Annotated in this window: 13 protein-coding genes and 1 tRNA gene; 10 read left to right on the forward strand and 4 right to left on the reverse strand. The window is 67.3% G+C overall.

Features of this window, described 5'->3' with window-relative positions; all coding sequences use genetic code 11:
• Positions 1–4: 4 nt before the first annotated feature.
• The 3 genes from J3S89_RS02870 to J3S89_RS02880 all read right to left on the reverse strand — a co-directional run bounded on the left by J3S89_RS02870 (position 5) and on the right by J3S89_RS02880 (position 2,952).
• On the reverse strand, positions 5–1,720 hold the full coding sequence (locus J3S89_RS02870) for a vWA domain-containing protein (RefSeq protein WP_274383204.1): 1,716 nt from the start codon (positions 1,718–1,720) through the stop codon (positions 5–7).
• 101 nt (positions 1,721–1,821) lie between these two features.
• Entirely contained in the window at positions 1,822–2,349 is a 528-nt protein-coding gene (locus J3S89_RS02875) for a disulfide bond formation protein B (protein ID WP_217925969.1), read from the reverse strand.
• A gap of 18 nt (positions 2,350–2,367) precedes the next feature.
• Positions 2,368–2,952: a YqaA family protein gene (locus J3S89_RS02880; protein ID WP_217925970.1), complete on the reverse strand. Its 585-nt coding sequence runs from the start codon at positions 2,950–2,952 to the stop codon at positions 2,368–2,370.
• A gap of 170 nt (positions 2,953–3,122) precedes the next feature.
• Between J3S89_RS02880 and J3S89_RS02885 the strand changes: the two genes are divergently transcribed.
• From J3S89_RS02885 to J3S89_RS02930, 10 genes are all read left to right on the forward strand, one after another.
• Positions 3,123–3,208 (forward strand) — tRNA-Leu (locus J3S89_RS02885).
• Positions 3,209–3,377: 169 nt separating this feature from the next.
• Positions 3,378–4,640 carry a tyrosine-type recombinase/integrase gene (locus J3S89_RS02890; protein WP_217925971.1) on the forward strand — a complete coding sequence of 421 codons (1,263 nt, stop codon included), beginning with the start codon at positions 3,378–3,380 and terminating at the stop codon, positions 4,638–4,640.
• On the forward strand, positions 4,637–5,077 hold the full coding sequence (locus J3S89_RS02895) for a hypothetical protein (protein WP_217925972.1): 441 nt from the start codon (positions 4,637–4,639) through the stop codon (positions 5,075–5,077). Before J3S89_RS02890 ends, J3S89_RS02895 begins: the two co-directional genes overlap by 4 nt.
• A 110-nt stretch (positions 5,078–5,187) precedes the next feature.
• Entirely contained in the window at positions 5,188–5,406 is a 219-nt protein-coding gene (locus J3S89_RS23600) for a helix-turn-helix domain-containing protein (RefSeq protein WP_420801312.1), read from the forward strand.
• A 119-nt stretch (positions 5,407–5,525) separates the two neighbouring features.
• Positions 5,526–6,125, forward strand: a complete 600-nt coding sequence (locus tag J3S89_RS02905; RefSeq protein ID WP_217925974.1) for a hypothetical protein — start codon at positions 5,526–5,528, stop codon at positions 6,123–6,125.
• 40 nt (positions 6,126–6,165) lie between these two features.
• Positions 6,166–6,996: a hypothetical protein gene (locus J3S89_RS02910; protein WP_217925975.1), complete on the forward strand. Its 831-nt coding sequence runs from the start codon at positions 6,166–6,168 to the stop codon at positions 6,994–6,996.
• Positions 6,993–7,577, forward strand: a complete 585-nt coding sequence (locus tag J3S89_RS23605) for a bifunctional DNA primase/polymerase (protein ID WP_217925976.1) — start codon at positions 6,993–6,995, stop codon at positions 7,575–7,577. Before J3S89_RS02910 ends, J3S89_RS23605 begins: the two co-directional genes overlap by 4 nt.
• 2,966 nt (positions 7,578–10,543) lie before the next feature.
• Positions 10,544–11,281, forward strand: coding sequence for a hypothetical protein (locus tag J3S89_RS02920; protein ID WP_217925977.1), 738 nt, complete (start codon positions 10,544–10,546; stop codon positions 11,279–11,281).
• Positions 11,278–12,807 carry a PBSX family phage terminase large subunit gene (locus J3S89_RS02925; protein WP_217925978.1) on the forward strand — a complete coding sequence of 510 codons (1,530 nt, stop codon included), beginning with the start codon at positions 11,278–11,280 and terminating at the stop codon, positions 12,805–12,807. The genes J3S89_RS02920 and J3S89_RS02925 overlap by 4 nt, the downstream gene beginning before the upstream one ends.
• 114 nt (positions 12,808–12,921) lie before the next feature.
• Positions 12,922–14,100 carry an AAA family ATPase gene (locus J3S89_RS02930; RefSeq protein WP_217925979.1) on the forward strand — a complete coding sequence of 393 codons (1,179 nt, stop codon included), beginning with the start codon at positions 12,922–12,924 and terminating at the stop codon, positions 14,098–14,100.
• A 4-nt stretch (positions 14,101–14,104) separates the two neighbouring features.
• Here the strand turns inward: J3S89_RS02930 and J3S89_RS02935 are convergent.
• Positions 14,105–14,333 (reverse strand): hypothetical protein (locus J3S89_RS02935; protein WP_217925980.1); only part of this gene is annotated, 229 nt, incomplete at its 5' end.

A 14,333-nucleotide genomic window follows, 5' to 3' on the forward strand; every position in this document is an offset into this window, starting at 1 on the left:
TTCGTCAGCTCGAGATGCGGATCCGTTTGATCGAGTTGGCGATCTGGGCGAAGACGTCGGACAGTTGGCTCGCCGTGGTGACGTTGAAGAACTTGCCCGTGTCGCTGGCGCAGTAGGTGAGCAGGGTCGGGTCCCCGTCGACGAGATTGATCGCGTAGATCGTGATGCCGGCGGCCTTGGCGTTGGCGCAGGCGAGCCGGGTGCGGGCGTCGATCTTGTCGCGGTCGGGGGTATTGGCGGTGCCGTTGCCGTACCAACGGTTCTGCGTGTTCGCCCCGTCGGTCATCACGATCATGAACTTGCGGGAGCCGCCGGTCGTTCCGGTGAGGGGGGCGTTGGCGGTGAGGGCCTCCATGCCCCATTGGACGCCGATGGTGATGTTGGTCGCGCCGGAGGGCTGCATCGTGTCGACCGTCGTCGCGAGCGAGGTCAGGTTGTTGGTGAGGCCCTTGAGCGCGATCAGGGTTCCGACGGTGCAGTTCGCCTTCGGGTAGAGCGTCGCCGGTAGTCCGGCGATCGGCGCGGTGTTCTGAACGTCGTAGGGCTGGGTGCGATCGATCAGGCACCCGGACCAGACGTCGGCGGGCTGGAGCAGCAGGTTGGAATTGGCGGTTTCGTCGGTCGCGGTCTTGGCGGTCTGCGGGGTCTGGGCCGGGCTCGGCGTATAGGGCCGGGATTCCAGCGTGACCGGCGCGCTCCATCCGGCTCCGACGCAGACGAGGAGCAGCCACTGGGTGCAGACCCATTCCTGACGCTGGGCGACGATCGCGCTGCCGGTGTCGATGGTCTTGTAATAGAGATCCGCCGTGCCCGTGCAGAGGCCGAGGAGCCAGGAGACGCAATCGGTGAAGGTGCCCGTCGTGCCGAGTTTGAAGCCCGAGGCATAGCTCGACAGACAGCGGTTCTGCGAGGTCGTGCGATAGGGGACGGTCGAAACGAAGGCGTTGCAGTCGATCGCCGGCTTGCTCGATTGGGCGGTCTGACAGGCGGTCTTCTCGATCGGGTCGGTCAGGGTGTTGCAGTCGGTGGTCGCGGCATAGGGATTGGTCGGCGCGGCCGAGGTCGCGCCGGTCAGGGCGACGGCGTCGACCCGGACCTCGGTGTCGAAGGGGATCATCGCCACCTGGACGTCGGTGCCGGTGGTGAAGGCGCCGAGGAAGAGCTTCACCGCCTTCTTCAGTTCCACCATGCGATTGCCGTTGGCCATCGAACCGGAACTGTCGAGGACGAGGGCGACGTCGAGCGTGTCGGTGGACGCGATCGCCGAGGATCGCGCCTCGAGGGTCAGGGAATCGAGGCCGACGATCTTCAGGAAGGTGGTCGGGGCGGCATAGGTCGCCGTGTAGGTATGGGTCGGGGTGGACGAGGTCAGCGTGCCGGCGGTCGGGGAGGGCAGGTCGACGACATTGGCGAGATAGACGCTGTCGGCCTCGCTCCGGCGCTTCGTCTCGTCGCTGCCGAGATAACGGGCGGCGGAGAGGGCCGCGGCATCGGCGCCGGCCTGCATCACGGAATGGAGCCGACGCATCTGGGCGAGGTCGATCACCCCGCCGACCGCGACCGTCAGGATCGTCGCGGCCAAGGCAAAAATGGTTGCGACGTTCCCATTCCTGCATCCGAAGACTGTATTTCTGGACGACGTCTCGCGTCTTCGTGTTCGTTCGGTGTTTCGAATTCTGTCGGAGAGGAACTGAAGGAAGGGGATCGGATGCGTTTTCATGACGACATGCCGTAGAGTTGTCTAGGGCATTGTTTCCGAAAACAATTGAGAAACGTTGAATGTATACCCGCGCGGTCTATCGAACGCACGGGCGAGGGCGGTCACGGCCGGCGGGCGGGGCCGGCCGCGCGGACGGCGGCGAAGAGCGTCACGGCGATCAGGCCGAGCGAGGTCAGCACGTTCCAGCCGGCGAAGGAAAGGCCGAGGATGCGGATCTGCGGCTTGGTGCAATCGATCGCCTTGACCTTGCCGAGGTTGGCCATGAGGTCGCCGGCGGCGGGCATGGCGTCGAGGCGGGTGCCGGAGCAGTCGGCGGGACCGGGCCACCATCCCCATTCGGCGCCGGCCTGATAGGCCCCGACCCACAGGCCCCAGGCGAAGAGCCCGGCGAGGGCGAGCAGCATCAGGCGCGGCAGCACGGCAGGCGACCGCAGGCGATCGGCGGCGAAGGCGGCGAGCGCCAGCGGCGCGCCGACGTAATAGGGGATGCGTTGCTCGAGGCACATCCGGCAGGGCACGAAGCCGCCGATCAGTTCGAACCCCCAGGCGGTGGAGACGATGGCGATCGCGGCGAGGCCGAGGAGGAGGGCGATCGTGTCGCGGCGGAGGAGCGGGGCGGGGATGGCCATGGGAGTTCCTTTCCGCGATCAGCCGAGCAGTTTGACAGCCACATAGAGCGCGATGATCAGGGCGGCGAGGGCGCCGGCGACGCGGCCGAGGTGGTTTTCGATGAAGTGGCGGATCGGCTCGCCCCAGCGCCGGAGCGCCCAGGCGAGGGCATAGAAGCGGGCGCCGCGCGCGGCGATGGCGGCGAGGACGAAGACCCAGAGATCGACCTTCACCGCGCCGGAGAGGATCGTCACCACCTTGATCGGCGGGAGATGGGCGAGGCCGGAGGTGATCAGCAGGAGGAGGACGGAATCGCCCCATTCGGCGCGCAGGCGCTCGAAGGCCTCGACCTTGTGGTAGAACTGCAGGATCGGCAGGGCGAGCGCGTCGAAGGCGTAATAGCCGAGGAACCAGCCGGCGATGCCGCCGAGGACCGAGGCCGCCGTGGCGATGAAGGCGTAGCGATAGACGCGCTCCGGCCGGGCGAGACCCATCGGCAGGAACAGGACGTCGGCCGGCACCAGGAACACCGAGCTTTCGATGAAGGCGATGATCGCGAGCCAGACCTCGGCCGTCTTGCGGGCGGCGAGCGACAGGGTCCAGTCGTAGAGACGTCTCAGCATGGGGATCTCGAGGTCGGCGCGGAGCGCGCGGGAACGAGCGCGGGTTTAGCCGAGGCCCGTCGGGGCGTCCACCGTGGCTCACGGTTTCGACGAAGATGTGAACGGCGGACGAGGCGGCGCGCGACGCCGTTGACGCGGGGGCGATCCCGACTAGTATGCGCGGCCGTGCGGCCCCAGTGGCGAAATGGTAGACGCGGCAGACTCAAAATCTGTTGCCTTCGCGGGCGTGCTGGTTCGAGTCCGGCCTGGGGCACCACAATTCACTTTCGGACTGGCGAAATAGGTGGGCAAGGGCGCTGAAAAGCGCCCTTTTCAATGGTCGGAGGTGTCCATGGGTGTGCGTGACTGGTGGTGAGTGGGTGTGGTTAACCACCGAATTTGGTGGTAATGGTGGTGGTCAGACGAGGATTTCGAGGCCGACCACCATGTCGCTTACCACCACCGCCGTTCAAGCCGCCAAGCCGGGCGACAAAGTGAGGACGCTGACCGACGGTCGCGGGCTGCAATTGCGCGTCTTACCGAGCGGGGTGAAATCCTGGCGCGTCGACTATCGAGTCGGCGGAAAGCGAAGCAACCTCCCGCTCGGGCGGTGGCCCGAGATCTCGCTCGCCGAGGCGCGGGAGATGGCGCGGGAGGCGCGCCGTCTGGTCGAGCGCGGCGTCGATCCCCTTGAGGAGCGGAAGCGGATCGAGGCGGAGAGGGCCGCCGAACGGGCGGCGCAGGTGACGTTCCGCGAGATCGCCGCCGAATTGATCGAGAAGTTGACGCGCGAAGGCAAGGCGGCGACCACGATCGCGAAGCGCCAGTGGCTGATCGACAAGGCGTGTGCGGCGATCGGCGACCGGCCTATCACCGAGATCACGCCGCCGGAAATTCTCGCGGTGCTGCGCCTGGACGAAATCGCCGGACGATACGAGACGGCGACGCGGCTTCGGTCGACCATTGGGCAGGTCTTCCGCTTCGCTATCGCCACCGGCCGGGCGACGACCGACCCGACGCGCGACATGCGGGGCGCGTTGGTCACGCCGACCGTGCAGCATCGGGCCGCCATCCTAGAGCCGAAGCGGCTCGGCGACGTGCTGCGGGCAATGGACGACTACGAACGCGAGCGGTCGCGGTCGGCGGTGGTGGTGGCGCTGCGGCTGCTGATCGCCACGGCGACCCGGCCGGGCGAGGTGCGCGGCGTGGTCTGGGGCGAATTCGACCTCGACTCGGGCGTGTGGACCTTGCCGGCGGCACGGACGAAACAGCGCCTCACCACGCGCATCCTGCTCTCCGGCGCGGTGGTCGAGATGATGCGCCATCACCGCGAATTCGCCACCGCGCGGGGAATCGGCGGGGCCGGCGATCTCGTCTTCCCGGCGATGGGCCGCCCCGGTCGGCCGATGTCGGAAAATACGCTCGTCCTGGCGCTGAGGGCGATGGGCTTCGCCGCCGACGAGGTGACGGCGCACGGCTTCCGGTCGACCTTCTCGACGATGGCGAGCGAAAGCGGGAAATGGACGCCCGACGCGATCGAAATGTCGCTCGGTCACGCGATCGGCGGCGGCGACGTGCGTCGCGCCTACGGCCGCCATTCGCTTGAGGAGGAGCGTCGCCGGATCGCCGAATGGTGGTCGGATCGGCTCGGCACACTGCGGTGTGGTGCCGAGGTGGTGACGCTGCCGACCGAGAGGGCGAAGCGGTGAAGAAGCGGGCCGGAGGGCGGCCGGCGGGCTGGCAGAACTGCGACGAGGCGCGCGATCTGTCGATGGCGCTCGACGGCGGATTCGAGCCCGACTCCTATGAGGAGCCCGAGAGGGGCGGCGTCGATCATGGTCCCGGCATTTCCGATACGGCGGTGCGGGCGGTAGTCGAGGAGAGGATCGACGACGCCATCACCGCCTACGTCGCCGAGATGCGGTCTACATGGCTCGACGACCTGAAGGCTCGGCTCGAGTGGGATTCGGCGCATGGATTCGCCACCCCGATCGGCCACACGGCGTGGATCGCACGCTTGTCGGATCGACTCGGCTATGCACGAGAGAGCGTGCGGGTGATGATCTCCACGCGGTGCCGAAACGACAAGGAATTTCAAGAGCTGTGGGCCGGGGTCGCCAAACCTGTAGGGCGGCCTAGTAGATAGAAATTACAAGTAAAAATCAGTTTCGAATTACACGTTTTTTCTTCGTCGCGTCGTGGCAGCTTCCACTCATGCAAAGCCATGAGCAGGGAGATATAGACATGCACGAAACGATGACGGTGGCTCAGCCCGAGCCGCTTCTCCTGACGATCGACGAAGTTTGCCGCCGTCTCGGTGTGTGTCGGTCGACCTATTACAATCTGGTGAGGTCCGGTCAGCTTTCCGCGCGGCAAATGCGCGGCCGACCCTACGTCGAAACCTCCGAACTGCGGCGTTTTCTCTCCGAACTGCCTCCGGCCGGGGTCTCGGTCGGTCGGCGTCGCGCCGGGTGAGCGAACGCCCGACTGCGGGGGCAGCCGGGCGCTCAATGACGATGAGGATGCCCGCATTTTATCGCGGCCGGCGGGGCTCCTCAATCGAATTCCAGCCGGCCGGCGATGAGGAGCACGACATGACGACGATGCAGAACGGCGCCCCCGGCGGGGCGGCCGACGGGCGAGCTTTGCCCTGGCGGGAGAGAATGAGGCGCCTGCTCGACGCCGGTCACCGGCCGGTCTACGGCTGCTCGGCCGAGGCGGGGGTTCTCCCGGCCGACCACCGCACCCTCCTCGGGATCGAGGCGACGCGACGACTCGCCGTGGTGATCGGGTGGCTGCAGGCGATCCGAGGCCACGACGAGGGGATGGCCTTCGCCGTCGTCCTCGACGCGTGCGACGCACTCTGCGCCGAGCCCGACGACGCGGTGGTCGAGGCGGAGGTGGTGGAGCTGCGGGCGGCGGCGATCGGAGCGGCGTGCAGCCTGCTCGATCTCGTCGAGCAGTACGGCGCGTGTCGGCGCGCCTCGTCGGTGCGGCATTGGCTGAGCGGCGTCGTCGGCGCCCGCGTCGGCTGCGAGCTGCCCGACGGGACGGCTCTGCAACGCCGCCGCGCCGATGGTGTGGTCCTCTGGTGGGTCGACCGGCGTCCAACCTACCGCCGCATTCAAGACGAGCGCGGCCGGTGGCGCCGCGTCGAAATCGCCTCCGACGTGGGAGGTGGTCGTCATGGGTGAGGCGCGACGGCGGCGGCGGTGGGAGGCCGCGAAGAAGGCGATGTCGACGGGCAGTCTCCCGGCCTTTCCGGGAGGCGAGCAGGGGCGCCGGCTCGCCGAGGAGATTCGTCGCATGGGTGGCGAGCTGGCGCGCTCGCCGGACGGGAAATTCGTAGTGGTCTCGCTCCCCGGAGCTGACGGCGTCGCCGATCCGGTGACCGAGGATGATTTCGCGCTCGTGGCCGGGATCGACGGCCGGGTCGCGGCCGGCGAGGACATGGTCTCGGCGGCGAGGGCCGAGGGCTGGCGGCGCGGTCTGGTCGCCGATCGTAAGGTCGGCGGTGGTGTCGCGCTCGCGTCGTCGGCGGAAATGGCCGGCTATCTGGCGGGGCGGCGACCGCAAGGTCGTGACGACGCAATGGTCGAGCTGACGGCGGCCGACCCGCGCATCGGTCGACTGATGGACCTACACACCGCAGCGAGGGCCCCGGGCGGCTACATCCTCGCCGACGAGGGTGATCCGACTCCACCGCGACTCGGCGGGACGCGGACCTTCACGCACGTCGACGAGCATGGAGTCGAGACCGAGATCGGCGAGGACGAGGCCGCATGGTCTCTCATGCGGGACCGTCTCGATGACGAGGTGCAGGAGACCTATCGGCGCGATCCGGGGCGCACTCGGCGGTGGCACATGCAGCGGATCGCCAAGCGCGAGGGCCTGCACTGCTGTTCCCGCCGGGTGAAGATCCCCGGCGGCGGCGTGACCGTGTCGGCGCTCGGCAGGACCGCCGCCGAGGCGCGCGACATTCTGATGCGGCGGCTCGAAGCGGCCGGATTCGTCGGACGTGAAATCGGCCTTCCCCTGGCGATCGAGCGGGAGGACGACCGATGACGGCGGCGGCTCATCACGTTGCGCCAGCGGTGGCGGCTACGATCTATGCGGCGGCCGGGCTGCGCATTTTCCCGTGCGATCCGGCGTCGAAGCGGCCTCTCATCAGCGATTGGCCGAACGCCGCGACGGCCGACGCGGCGCAGGTCGCCGCGTGGTGGGCGACGTGGCCGAACGCGCTGATCGGGTGCGCATTGAAGGGCAGCCGGGTACTGGTGCTCGACGGCGACAACCACCGCGAGGAGGTCGCCGGGGCCGAGTCGGGGGTGGATTTTCTGTGGCGCAATCTGGCGCACTACGGGGTCGCGCCAACGGCATGGGCGGCCACCGCAGGGGCCGGCGTGCATGTGCCGATGTGGCTGCCGGAGGGGGTGACACACGGCAATTCATCGCCATGGCGGGCGGGGTACATCGACGTGCGCGGGCCGGGGTCCGGCGCCGACGGCGGCGGCTACGTGATCCTACCGGGGTCGATCCGGGCCGATGGGGCGCGGTGGTCGGTGGCCGGGCGGCGGTCGCCGGTCTCGGTGAGGGGGACGCCATCAGGTGGTACGCGCGCATGCTGGCGACCGGCGAGGGGGTGACGCCGCTCGTCGGGCCTCTCGCGGATCACATCCTCGGTCGGGACAAACCGGCGCGCGGGCCGGTGACGGCGCGAGCCGAGGGGCTGCTCGCCGACGAGGACGCCGACGAGAGCGGTTTCCCGCCAGGGCGCGAGGGCGAAATCGGCCGCCACTACGCCGAGCGATGGCTGCGGGAGTTCGCCGCCGTGGCGGGACCGGGGGCTTTCAATAACCCCATCAACGACTTCGCTTTTCGCATGGGCGCGATCGTTCGCCTCGGGCGAATGACGCACGCCGGGGCGGAACAGTGGGTTCTCGAGGCGCTCGCGGATGCGGGTGGCGGCGACGACCAACACGAGGAGACGGCGCGGCGGGCGCTCGCCGCCGGGATCGGCGAGGGGTCGCAGGAGAGGCCGGGGGCGGGCGACCATTTCGGCGGGGGCGCGCCGCTCGGCGCGGTGTGGGGCGTTTCGGTCGCGGCGGCGCAAACCGCCGCACCCGCCGCACCCCCATTTGCCAATCCGTTTGCGGCGGCGGTGGTGCAGGGCCTCGCGCCGAGCGGCGCCCCGGAGCTGTGGGTGCCGGGGCCTGGGGCGACCGGAGAGGAGAACGATCGCATGAACCGGGAGATTTGGACGGCGATGTCGGCGCGGGAGCAACAGCCGATCGTCGTCGCGTGGCACAGCCCCTACGAGAACCAGAGCGCCGCGACGGTTCTGCTCGCCCTCGAGGAGCGCGGCGCGATCCTATGGAAGGGAGGTCTCCTGCTCGGCGTGACACAACGCGGCGGGCGCCTCTCCCTCGTCGACCTCGGCTCGCGCGACGGCCGGCAATTCCTACTCAATCTGTGCCACGAGCGATTGGAGATCGTGACGACGATCCGCGCATCGGCCGGGGATTGCGTCGGATGTTGGCGAGCGGCCGGTGGGTGCGTCATGCTCAATGTCGGGCGACCGAAGCGGGGCGCGACGATCCCCGAGGGAGCCACGCTCGACGCGGCGGGGCACCTGTGGCAGCCGACGCGGCTCCTGCGGGACGCGGCACCCCCCGATCGCCGGGCGCGGCTCGCCTTCTATCCCGACGACGAACCTCTCCGTGAGGGGAGCCACCTCGTCGGGGTCATCCGAGGTCGCGAGGACGCCACCATCGCCGCCGGGGTCGGTGACCTCATCCTCGTGACGGGGCGCATCCGGCCGGGGGACCGGGGATTCGAGGCGCAAATGCGCGCCGTCGGGCTCGCGGCGACGGGGCACGGCTACCAAATGCGCGGCATCCTGCGGGCGCCATCCATGGCCCCGGACGGGCGCATTCTGTGCGCTCGCGGCTATGATCGTGGGTCGGGCTATTGGCTCGTCCCCGACGATCGGATGCCGGTCGATTTTTCGGCGATGCCCCGAACGATCGAGGCCGCGCGGGCGGCGTCGGACTACCTGCTCGGATTCATCGCCGGGGCCGCCTTCGCCGATCCGATCGGCCGGTGGGCGGCGGTCGGGTTCATCATCGCCGGCATCATCCGACCGGCCTGGGGCCACGCGCCGGTCGGTCTGGTCATCTCGCCGATCCCCGGAACGGGCAAGGGGACGCTCATTTCGATCATCACGCGGGCCGCCTACGGGGCGGACGGAAGCATCGCCGCGCTCTCATGGTCGGATGCTACCTCGGACGAGATGAGCAAGGCGTTCGCGACGGAGCTGATGAGGTCGCCGGACGTCGTGACGATCGACAACGTCCCCGGGCACATTCCGAACATCCCTTTGCTTCTCTCGGCGGTGACCGAGGACGCGATCGACGTCCGCCGGCTCGGCGCGAGCGAGAGTGCCCGTGTCGAGACGCGGGGGCTGCTGACGCTCGTCAACGGCAACAACGTCACGCTCGGGAGCGACTGGCCTCGGCGCGTCATCACGATTTCACTGATCTTGCCCGAGCCGGAGGTCGTCGAGGAGCCGATTCCCGAGAGCGAGTGGGCGCCGATGCAGCGGCTCGCCGCCACATTCGGGACGATTCCTACGCGACGGGTCGAGCGTCCGGCCGGCGGGCTCGTGCGAGATCGCTCGCGCGACGATCTCATGAGGTGGATCGACGAGGAGCGTCCAAAGATCGTCGCCGCCGCGCTCACGATCGCCGCCTGGGGCGTGGAGGCGAGGCGAGACGGGTCGATCCGGTGGCCGAAGGCGCGCGACAGTTTCGAAGATTTCAGCCGCCTCGTGCGAGATCCGTTGTGGCTGCTGACGGGCGGCGAGAGCGGCGGCGTCGACATCCTGACGCCGACGGAGACGGTCGAGGTAGAGGACACTCGCGCCGGGCTCGACGGCGACCTCCTCTCGGCTCTGTGGGCGGTGGTGGAGGGCGAGCCGGGATGGAAGGGGGGGGTCACCCTCGCCGACGTGCGCAGCCTCTACGACCGCGTCGCCGAGCCGGGGTGGAGTGCGCCGGGGGCGGGGGTGCCGATGCCGGGGGCGGTGGCGCGGCATCCGGTCCTGAAATTGACCGACGTCCTCGACCGCTGCGTCGGCGCGGGAGCTAGCGAACAGCGGAGGTGGATCACGCTCTCGGCGAGGGCTGCGGCCCTACAAAATCAGACGCTCGACGGGGTGCGGCTGGTGCGCGTCCGCCGCGACCGGGCGAACCGGACGGTGTGGACGATGCGGAAAGTGGGGGCCGCGTGATGGGGAAAATGGGCAGAAAAGCACACGTCACGAATTCCGGACTGCATAGGCGCATAGGCTGCATAGCCTCTCCAACTCCCATACGCGGTTTTTTGTTATCTATCTCTGGTTGTGCATATTTGACGTGTATTAACGCACAGGTTGATGTCGCGTTTTCGCGCTAGGAGTGTCAGGAGGCTATGCAGCCTATGCGCCTATGCAGTCCGGAATCTATGACGTGCGGTTTTTGGCCGATTTTTTTATGAAAAAAACCGCCCTGCGCCGCCGGCTCGGTCAATGTTCGCATTGAATTATGTAACGTCACCAAATTGGGACATGGTCATGAATCTGCTATCCATCCTGCTCCTCGGCGGCTCGTCGGCGCGGTCACGGCCCGGCGAGATCGAGGAAAAGACCGGCGATGACGCGGGGCCGGTCGAGGTGGCGACCGACGAGCAGCGGGGCGGTGCAGCCGACGAGGAGCCGGCCGGCGGCGATGACAGGGAGCCGCCGCCCGGTCGAGGTTTCGACGGGAGGTTCGCCGCCGGCAATCCGGGCGGACCCGGCCGCCCCCTGGGGATGCTCAATCAGACGACGGTCGAGGCGCAACGCCGGCTGGCCGAGGCCGGCGGGTCGAAGATCATCGCGCGAGCAATTCGAATGGCCGAACAGGGTGACCCTGGGGTAATGGGCGCGCTGCTCCGGCACGTGCTCCCGAAGCAGCGGAAGGTGCTGACCCCCTTCAGGCTGCCGCCCGGCGAGTTGACCGAGGCAGGGCTGCGGACGGCAGCGACGAGCGTCCTGCAACAGGTGGCGGCCGGCACGATGACCTCCGACGAGGGGCGCGCGGCGATGGCCGTGATCGAACAGGCGCGGTCGATCGTCCTCGCCGACGATCTGGCGAAGCGGGTCGAGGCGCTCACCACCGCGCCGAGCGAGGAGCAGGTCGAGATGAAGACCGAGCCGAAGGCGGCGACGGCGACCGATGCCGCGATCTTGCGCGCCTGGACGAAGAAGGCCGAGCCGAAGATCGAGGAGAAGGCCGAGCCGGCGACGGAGACCGAGGAGCGCGAGCCGTGACCTACGCGACGCTGCGGCGATTGGCGGGCCGCCTGGACGAAGCGCAGGCGAAGGCCTCGACGGCGACGCGGGCCGGGCCGACGGTCGACGTGGCGACGGGCGCGGTGATCGTCTCCGGCGAGGCGGGTGGTCGCGTGATCCGCGTCATGTTCCTCGCGTCGCGGCTCCACGTCGTCGGGGGTCACATCCTCACCACGGGCGAGGTGTGGGCTGCGCTCGGAATCGACGCCGCATGGGAAAATCCCCACGAAGAAGAGGCCGCGCGGGCGATCGTCGCCGGGGATGGACGGGAACGCCTCGAGGAACTGCTTCGACGTGCGGACGTGGTTTTACCGGAGGCGGCGCGGCCCCTCTTCGAGGTCGGCTCGTGGCGTCACGTCGCGCTATGGGGCGGCCGATGCGGATCGAAGTCGACGTCGGCGGGTGTGGTGGCGTTGCTCCTGGCGCGCGGTCGCCGGCTGCGCATCGTCTGCTGTAGGCAATTCATGGCGAACGTCGGCATGTCGGTGCGGACGCTGCTCGTCGATTGGATCGGTCGCCTGGGGCTCGCCGACGAATTTCAGGTGATGGAACAGACGATCACGCACAAGCGGACCGGGTCGCGGATCACGTTCCTCGGCTTGGATCGATCGCCGGACTCGGCGAAGTCGCTCGAAGGTGCGGATATCGCGTGGATCGAGGAGGCGGCGAGCGTCACGGCCGTGGCGCTGCGCAAGCTCTCACACTCGATCCGCAATCCGGCGGCTTGCCTCTGGTACACGCTCAATCCCGAAGATGCGGCGGACCCGGTCGACGCGCTCCTCCTGTCGACCGACGACCCGCCGCCGAGGTCGGTGACGCGCCGGGTGAACTACAGCGAAAATCCGTTCTTCTTCGCTGGCGGTCTCGTCGACACGCTCGTTCACGAGATGGGCACAGGCGATCACGCCATGGCCCGCCACACATGGTTGGGTGAGCATTTGATGCTGACCGAGGCGCGGATCTACCCGAACGTCGTCGCCGGGCCCCCGCCGGCCGGAGCGATCGGCGACGATGCGGTCGACGTCGTCGGGCTCGATTTCTCGCGCGGTGGTGCCGACCCGCATGCACTGGTGCGGGCCCTGGTCGACACGAAAACGCGCATGCTCTTCGTCGTCGCCGAACTGGCGACCAATGCGCCGACAGCCGAACTGGTGCCGGCCGTCGCGGCGGCGGTCGGCAGTAGGCGCCTCTACACCGACCACGAGCCCGAGCGGATCGATGACCTTCGCCGGGCCGGAATCGACGCGCACGGCGCCGCGAAGGGGGCGGGGAGCGTGGCGCGCGGGATCTTCTGGTTGCGGGGCTACACGATTCACGTCTCTCGCTCCTGTCCCGTAACGCTTCGCGAACTGGTTGGCTACCAATGGCAGCGCGACCGCCGCACGGATCGAATTCTCGCCCGGCCCCGCGACGGCGACGACCACACGTGCGACGCGCTGCGATACGCAGTCTCTGGGCTGGTCGACGGTCGCGGCGACGCCGGTGCGATTTCCCTCCGATGGTAGGCTGTCAGCGACCGACTTTAAGCTGCTGAAGCTGAAAGACATCCGGCAAACTTGGGGTTATCATCACATAAAAAGACGCTGATTGGTGCCTCCAAAGGTACCACAGGAGAACAAATGATTAGAGAATTCAAAATCCGGGGCTTCAAGTCCGTTTCCGAACTAGACATCGAATTTGGGGTGGTGAACTGCTTCATCGGTGCTAACGGGGTGGGAAAGAGCAACGTACTTGAAGCTGTAGGGGTCCTCGGAGCGGCGGCCAATGGCACTGTCGATGACGAGGCACTGCTGCGACGTGGCGTACGCCCCGGCCTGCCGCGCTTATTCAAGTCGTCGTTTAAAAACTTCCGCAGCCTGCCACATATCGGACTTGAAGCGATTGATCGTACTGGCGCCACCTACCGCGTTAGTTTGCTCAACCCACTGAACTCACCCGAGCCCGCTTGGTCGTTCAAGACCGAGACGCTGACGGATGGAGCCCAGGCCGTTGTGACGGAGGGGGTACGCAGCCGAGGCAATCTCAATCCAAGGGCTGGTTTGGCCGCTGTGAGCATGGCGACCTTGTCCGCTGACAGTCCGGCTACCCATCTCATGCAACAGTTGCAGCAGTATGCAATTTACTGTCCCAACACGCCAACGCTGCGCGGTCTGGTGCCCGATCCGCAAACACGCGAGCCCCTGGGCCTAGCTGGTGGGCGGCTGGCTGAGGCCGTGGCCGATCTGCGTCAATGGAGCAATGGCGCTCAGAACGATGTCATTGACGATCTTTTGGGTCTGGTGGACTGGGCGGTAGATGTCAGTGCATCGCGTAGTGTGCAGGCGCTGCTGTCTCCATCGGTGTCACGCAGTCAGGAAGTTTTGAAGTTCGAAGACCGCTTCATGGCGAGTAATCGCAACGAGTTGACAGCCTTCGACGCAAGTGAAGGCGTTTTATATGTGTTGTTCACCGCCGCGCTGTGTCTTTCTGGTCGCGGACCCCGTTTATTTGCCATCGACAACTTAGATCAGGCATTAAATCCCAGATTGGTGACCGCATTGACTTCGCGCTTGGCCAGTTGGCTGGGTAGCTCGACGACGCCACGACAGATGATGTTCACCGCTCATAATCCAGCCGTGCTGGATGGCCTGGATCTGGATAACGATGACGTACGGCTGTTTGCCGTGGATCGAGACAGTAATGGTCACACAGTAGTGCGGCGACTTGTCTTAACGCCCCAACTGAAAGCATTGAATTGCGACTTTCCACTTTCGCGGCTTTGGATGATGGGTCATTTGGGGGCCGTGCCAAATGTCTGATCCGTTACACATCGCGCTGATTGTCGAAGGCACAACGGAACGTGAAGTCATCGAAGCAGCATTGAAGATCATTCTCGCGCCGCGCCGCTTCGTATTGCAACAGCTCGTCACCCGTGAAGAACGACCAAGCCATTGACGTGGCGCGGTGATTTGACTCCCGAGCGTATTCGCGATTGCCGGGTTTCGATGGGTTCTGATCGAAAACCTTGCGATTTCGCGCGCCCGCCCGCGAG

The sequence above is a fragment of the Pinisolibacter aquiterrae genome (genome assembly GCF_019160155.1).
GTDB classification, from domain to species: Bacteria; Pseudomonadota; Alphaproteobacteria; order Rhizobiales; family Ancalomicrobiaceae; genus Pinisolibacter; species Pinisolibacter aquiterrae.

Excerpts from the sequence above, each read along its gene's own strand:
- J3S89_RS02870 (WP_274383204.1), bottom strand. The coding sequence starts at position 1,720 with ATGAAAACGCATCCGATCCCCTTCCTTCAGTTCCTCTCCGACAGAATT.
- J3S89_RS02875 (WP_217925969.1), bottom strand. The coding sequence starts at position 2,349 with ATGGCCATCCCCGCCCCGCTCCTCCGCCGCGACACGATCGCCCTCCTC.
- J3S89_RS02880 (WP_217925970.1), bottom strand. The coding sequence starts at position 2,952 with ATGCTGAGACGTCTCTACGACTGGACCCTGTCGCTCGCCGCCCGCAAG.
- J3S89_RS02890 (WP_217925971.1), top strand. The coding sequence starts at position 3,378 with ATGTCGCTTACCACCACCGCCGTTCAAGCCGCCAAGCCGGGCGACAAA.
- J3S89_RS23600 (WP_420801312.1), top strand. The coding sequence starts at position 5,188 with ATGACGGTGGCTCAGCCCGAGCCGCTTCTCCTGACGATCGACGAAGTT.
- J3S89_RS02905 (WP_217925974.1), top strand. The coding sequence starts at position 5,526 with ATGACGACGATGCAGAACGGCGCCCCCGGCGGGGCGGCCGACGGGCGA.
- J3S89_RS02910 (WP_217925975.1), top strand. The coding sequence starts at position 6,166 with ATGTCGACGGGCAGTCTCCCGGCCTTTCCGGGAGGCGAGCAGGGGCGC.
- J3S89_RS23605 (WP_217925976.1), top strand. The coding sequence starts at position 6,993 with ATGACGGCGGCGGCTCATCACGTTGCGCCAGCGGTGGCGGCTACGATC.
- J3S89_RS02920 (WP_217925977.1), top strand. The coding sequence starts at position 10,544 with ATGAATCTGCTATCCATCCTGCTCCTCGGCGGCTCGTCGGCGCGGTCA.
- J3S89_RS02930 (WP_217925979.1), top strand. The coding sequence starts at position 12,922 with ATGATTAGAGAATTCAAAATCCGGGGCTTCAAGTCCGTTTCCGAACTA.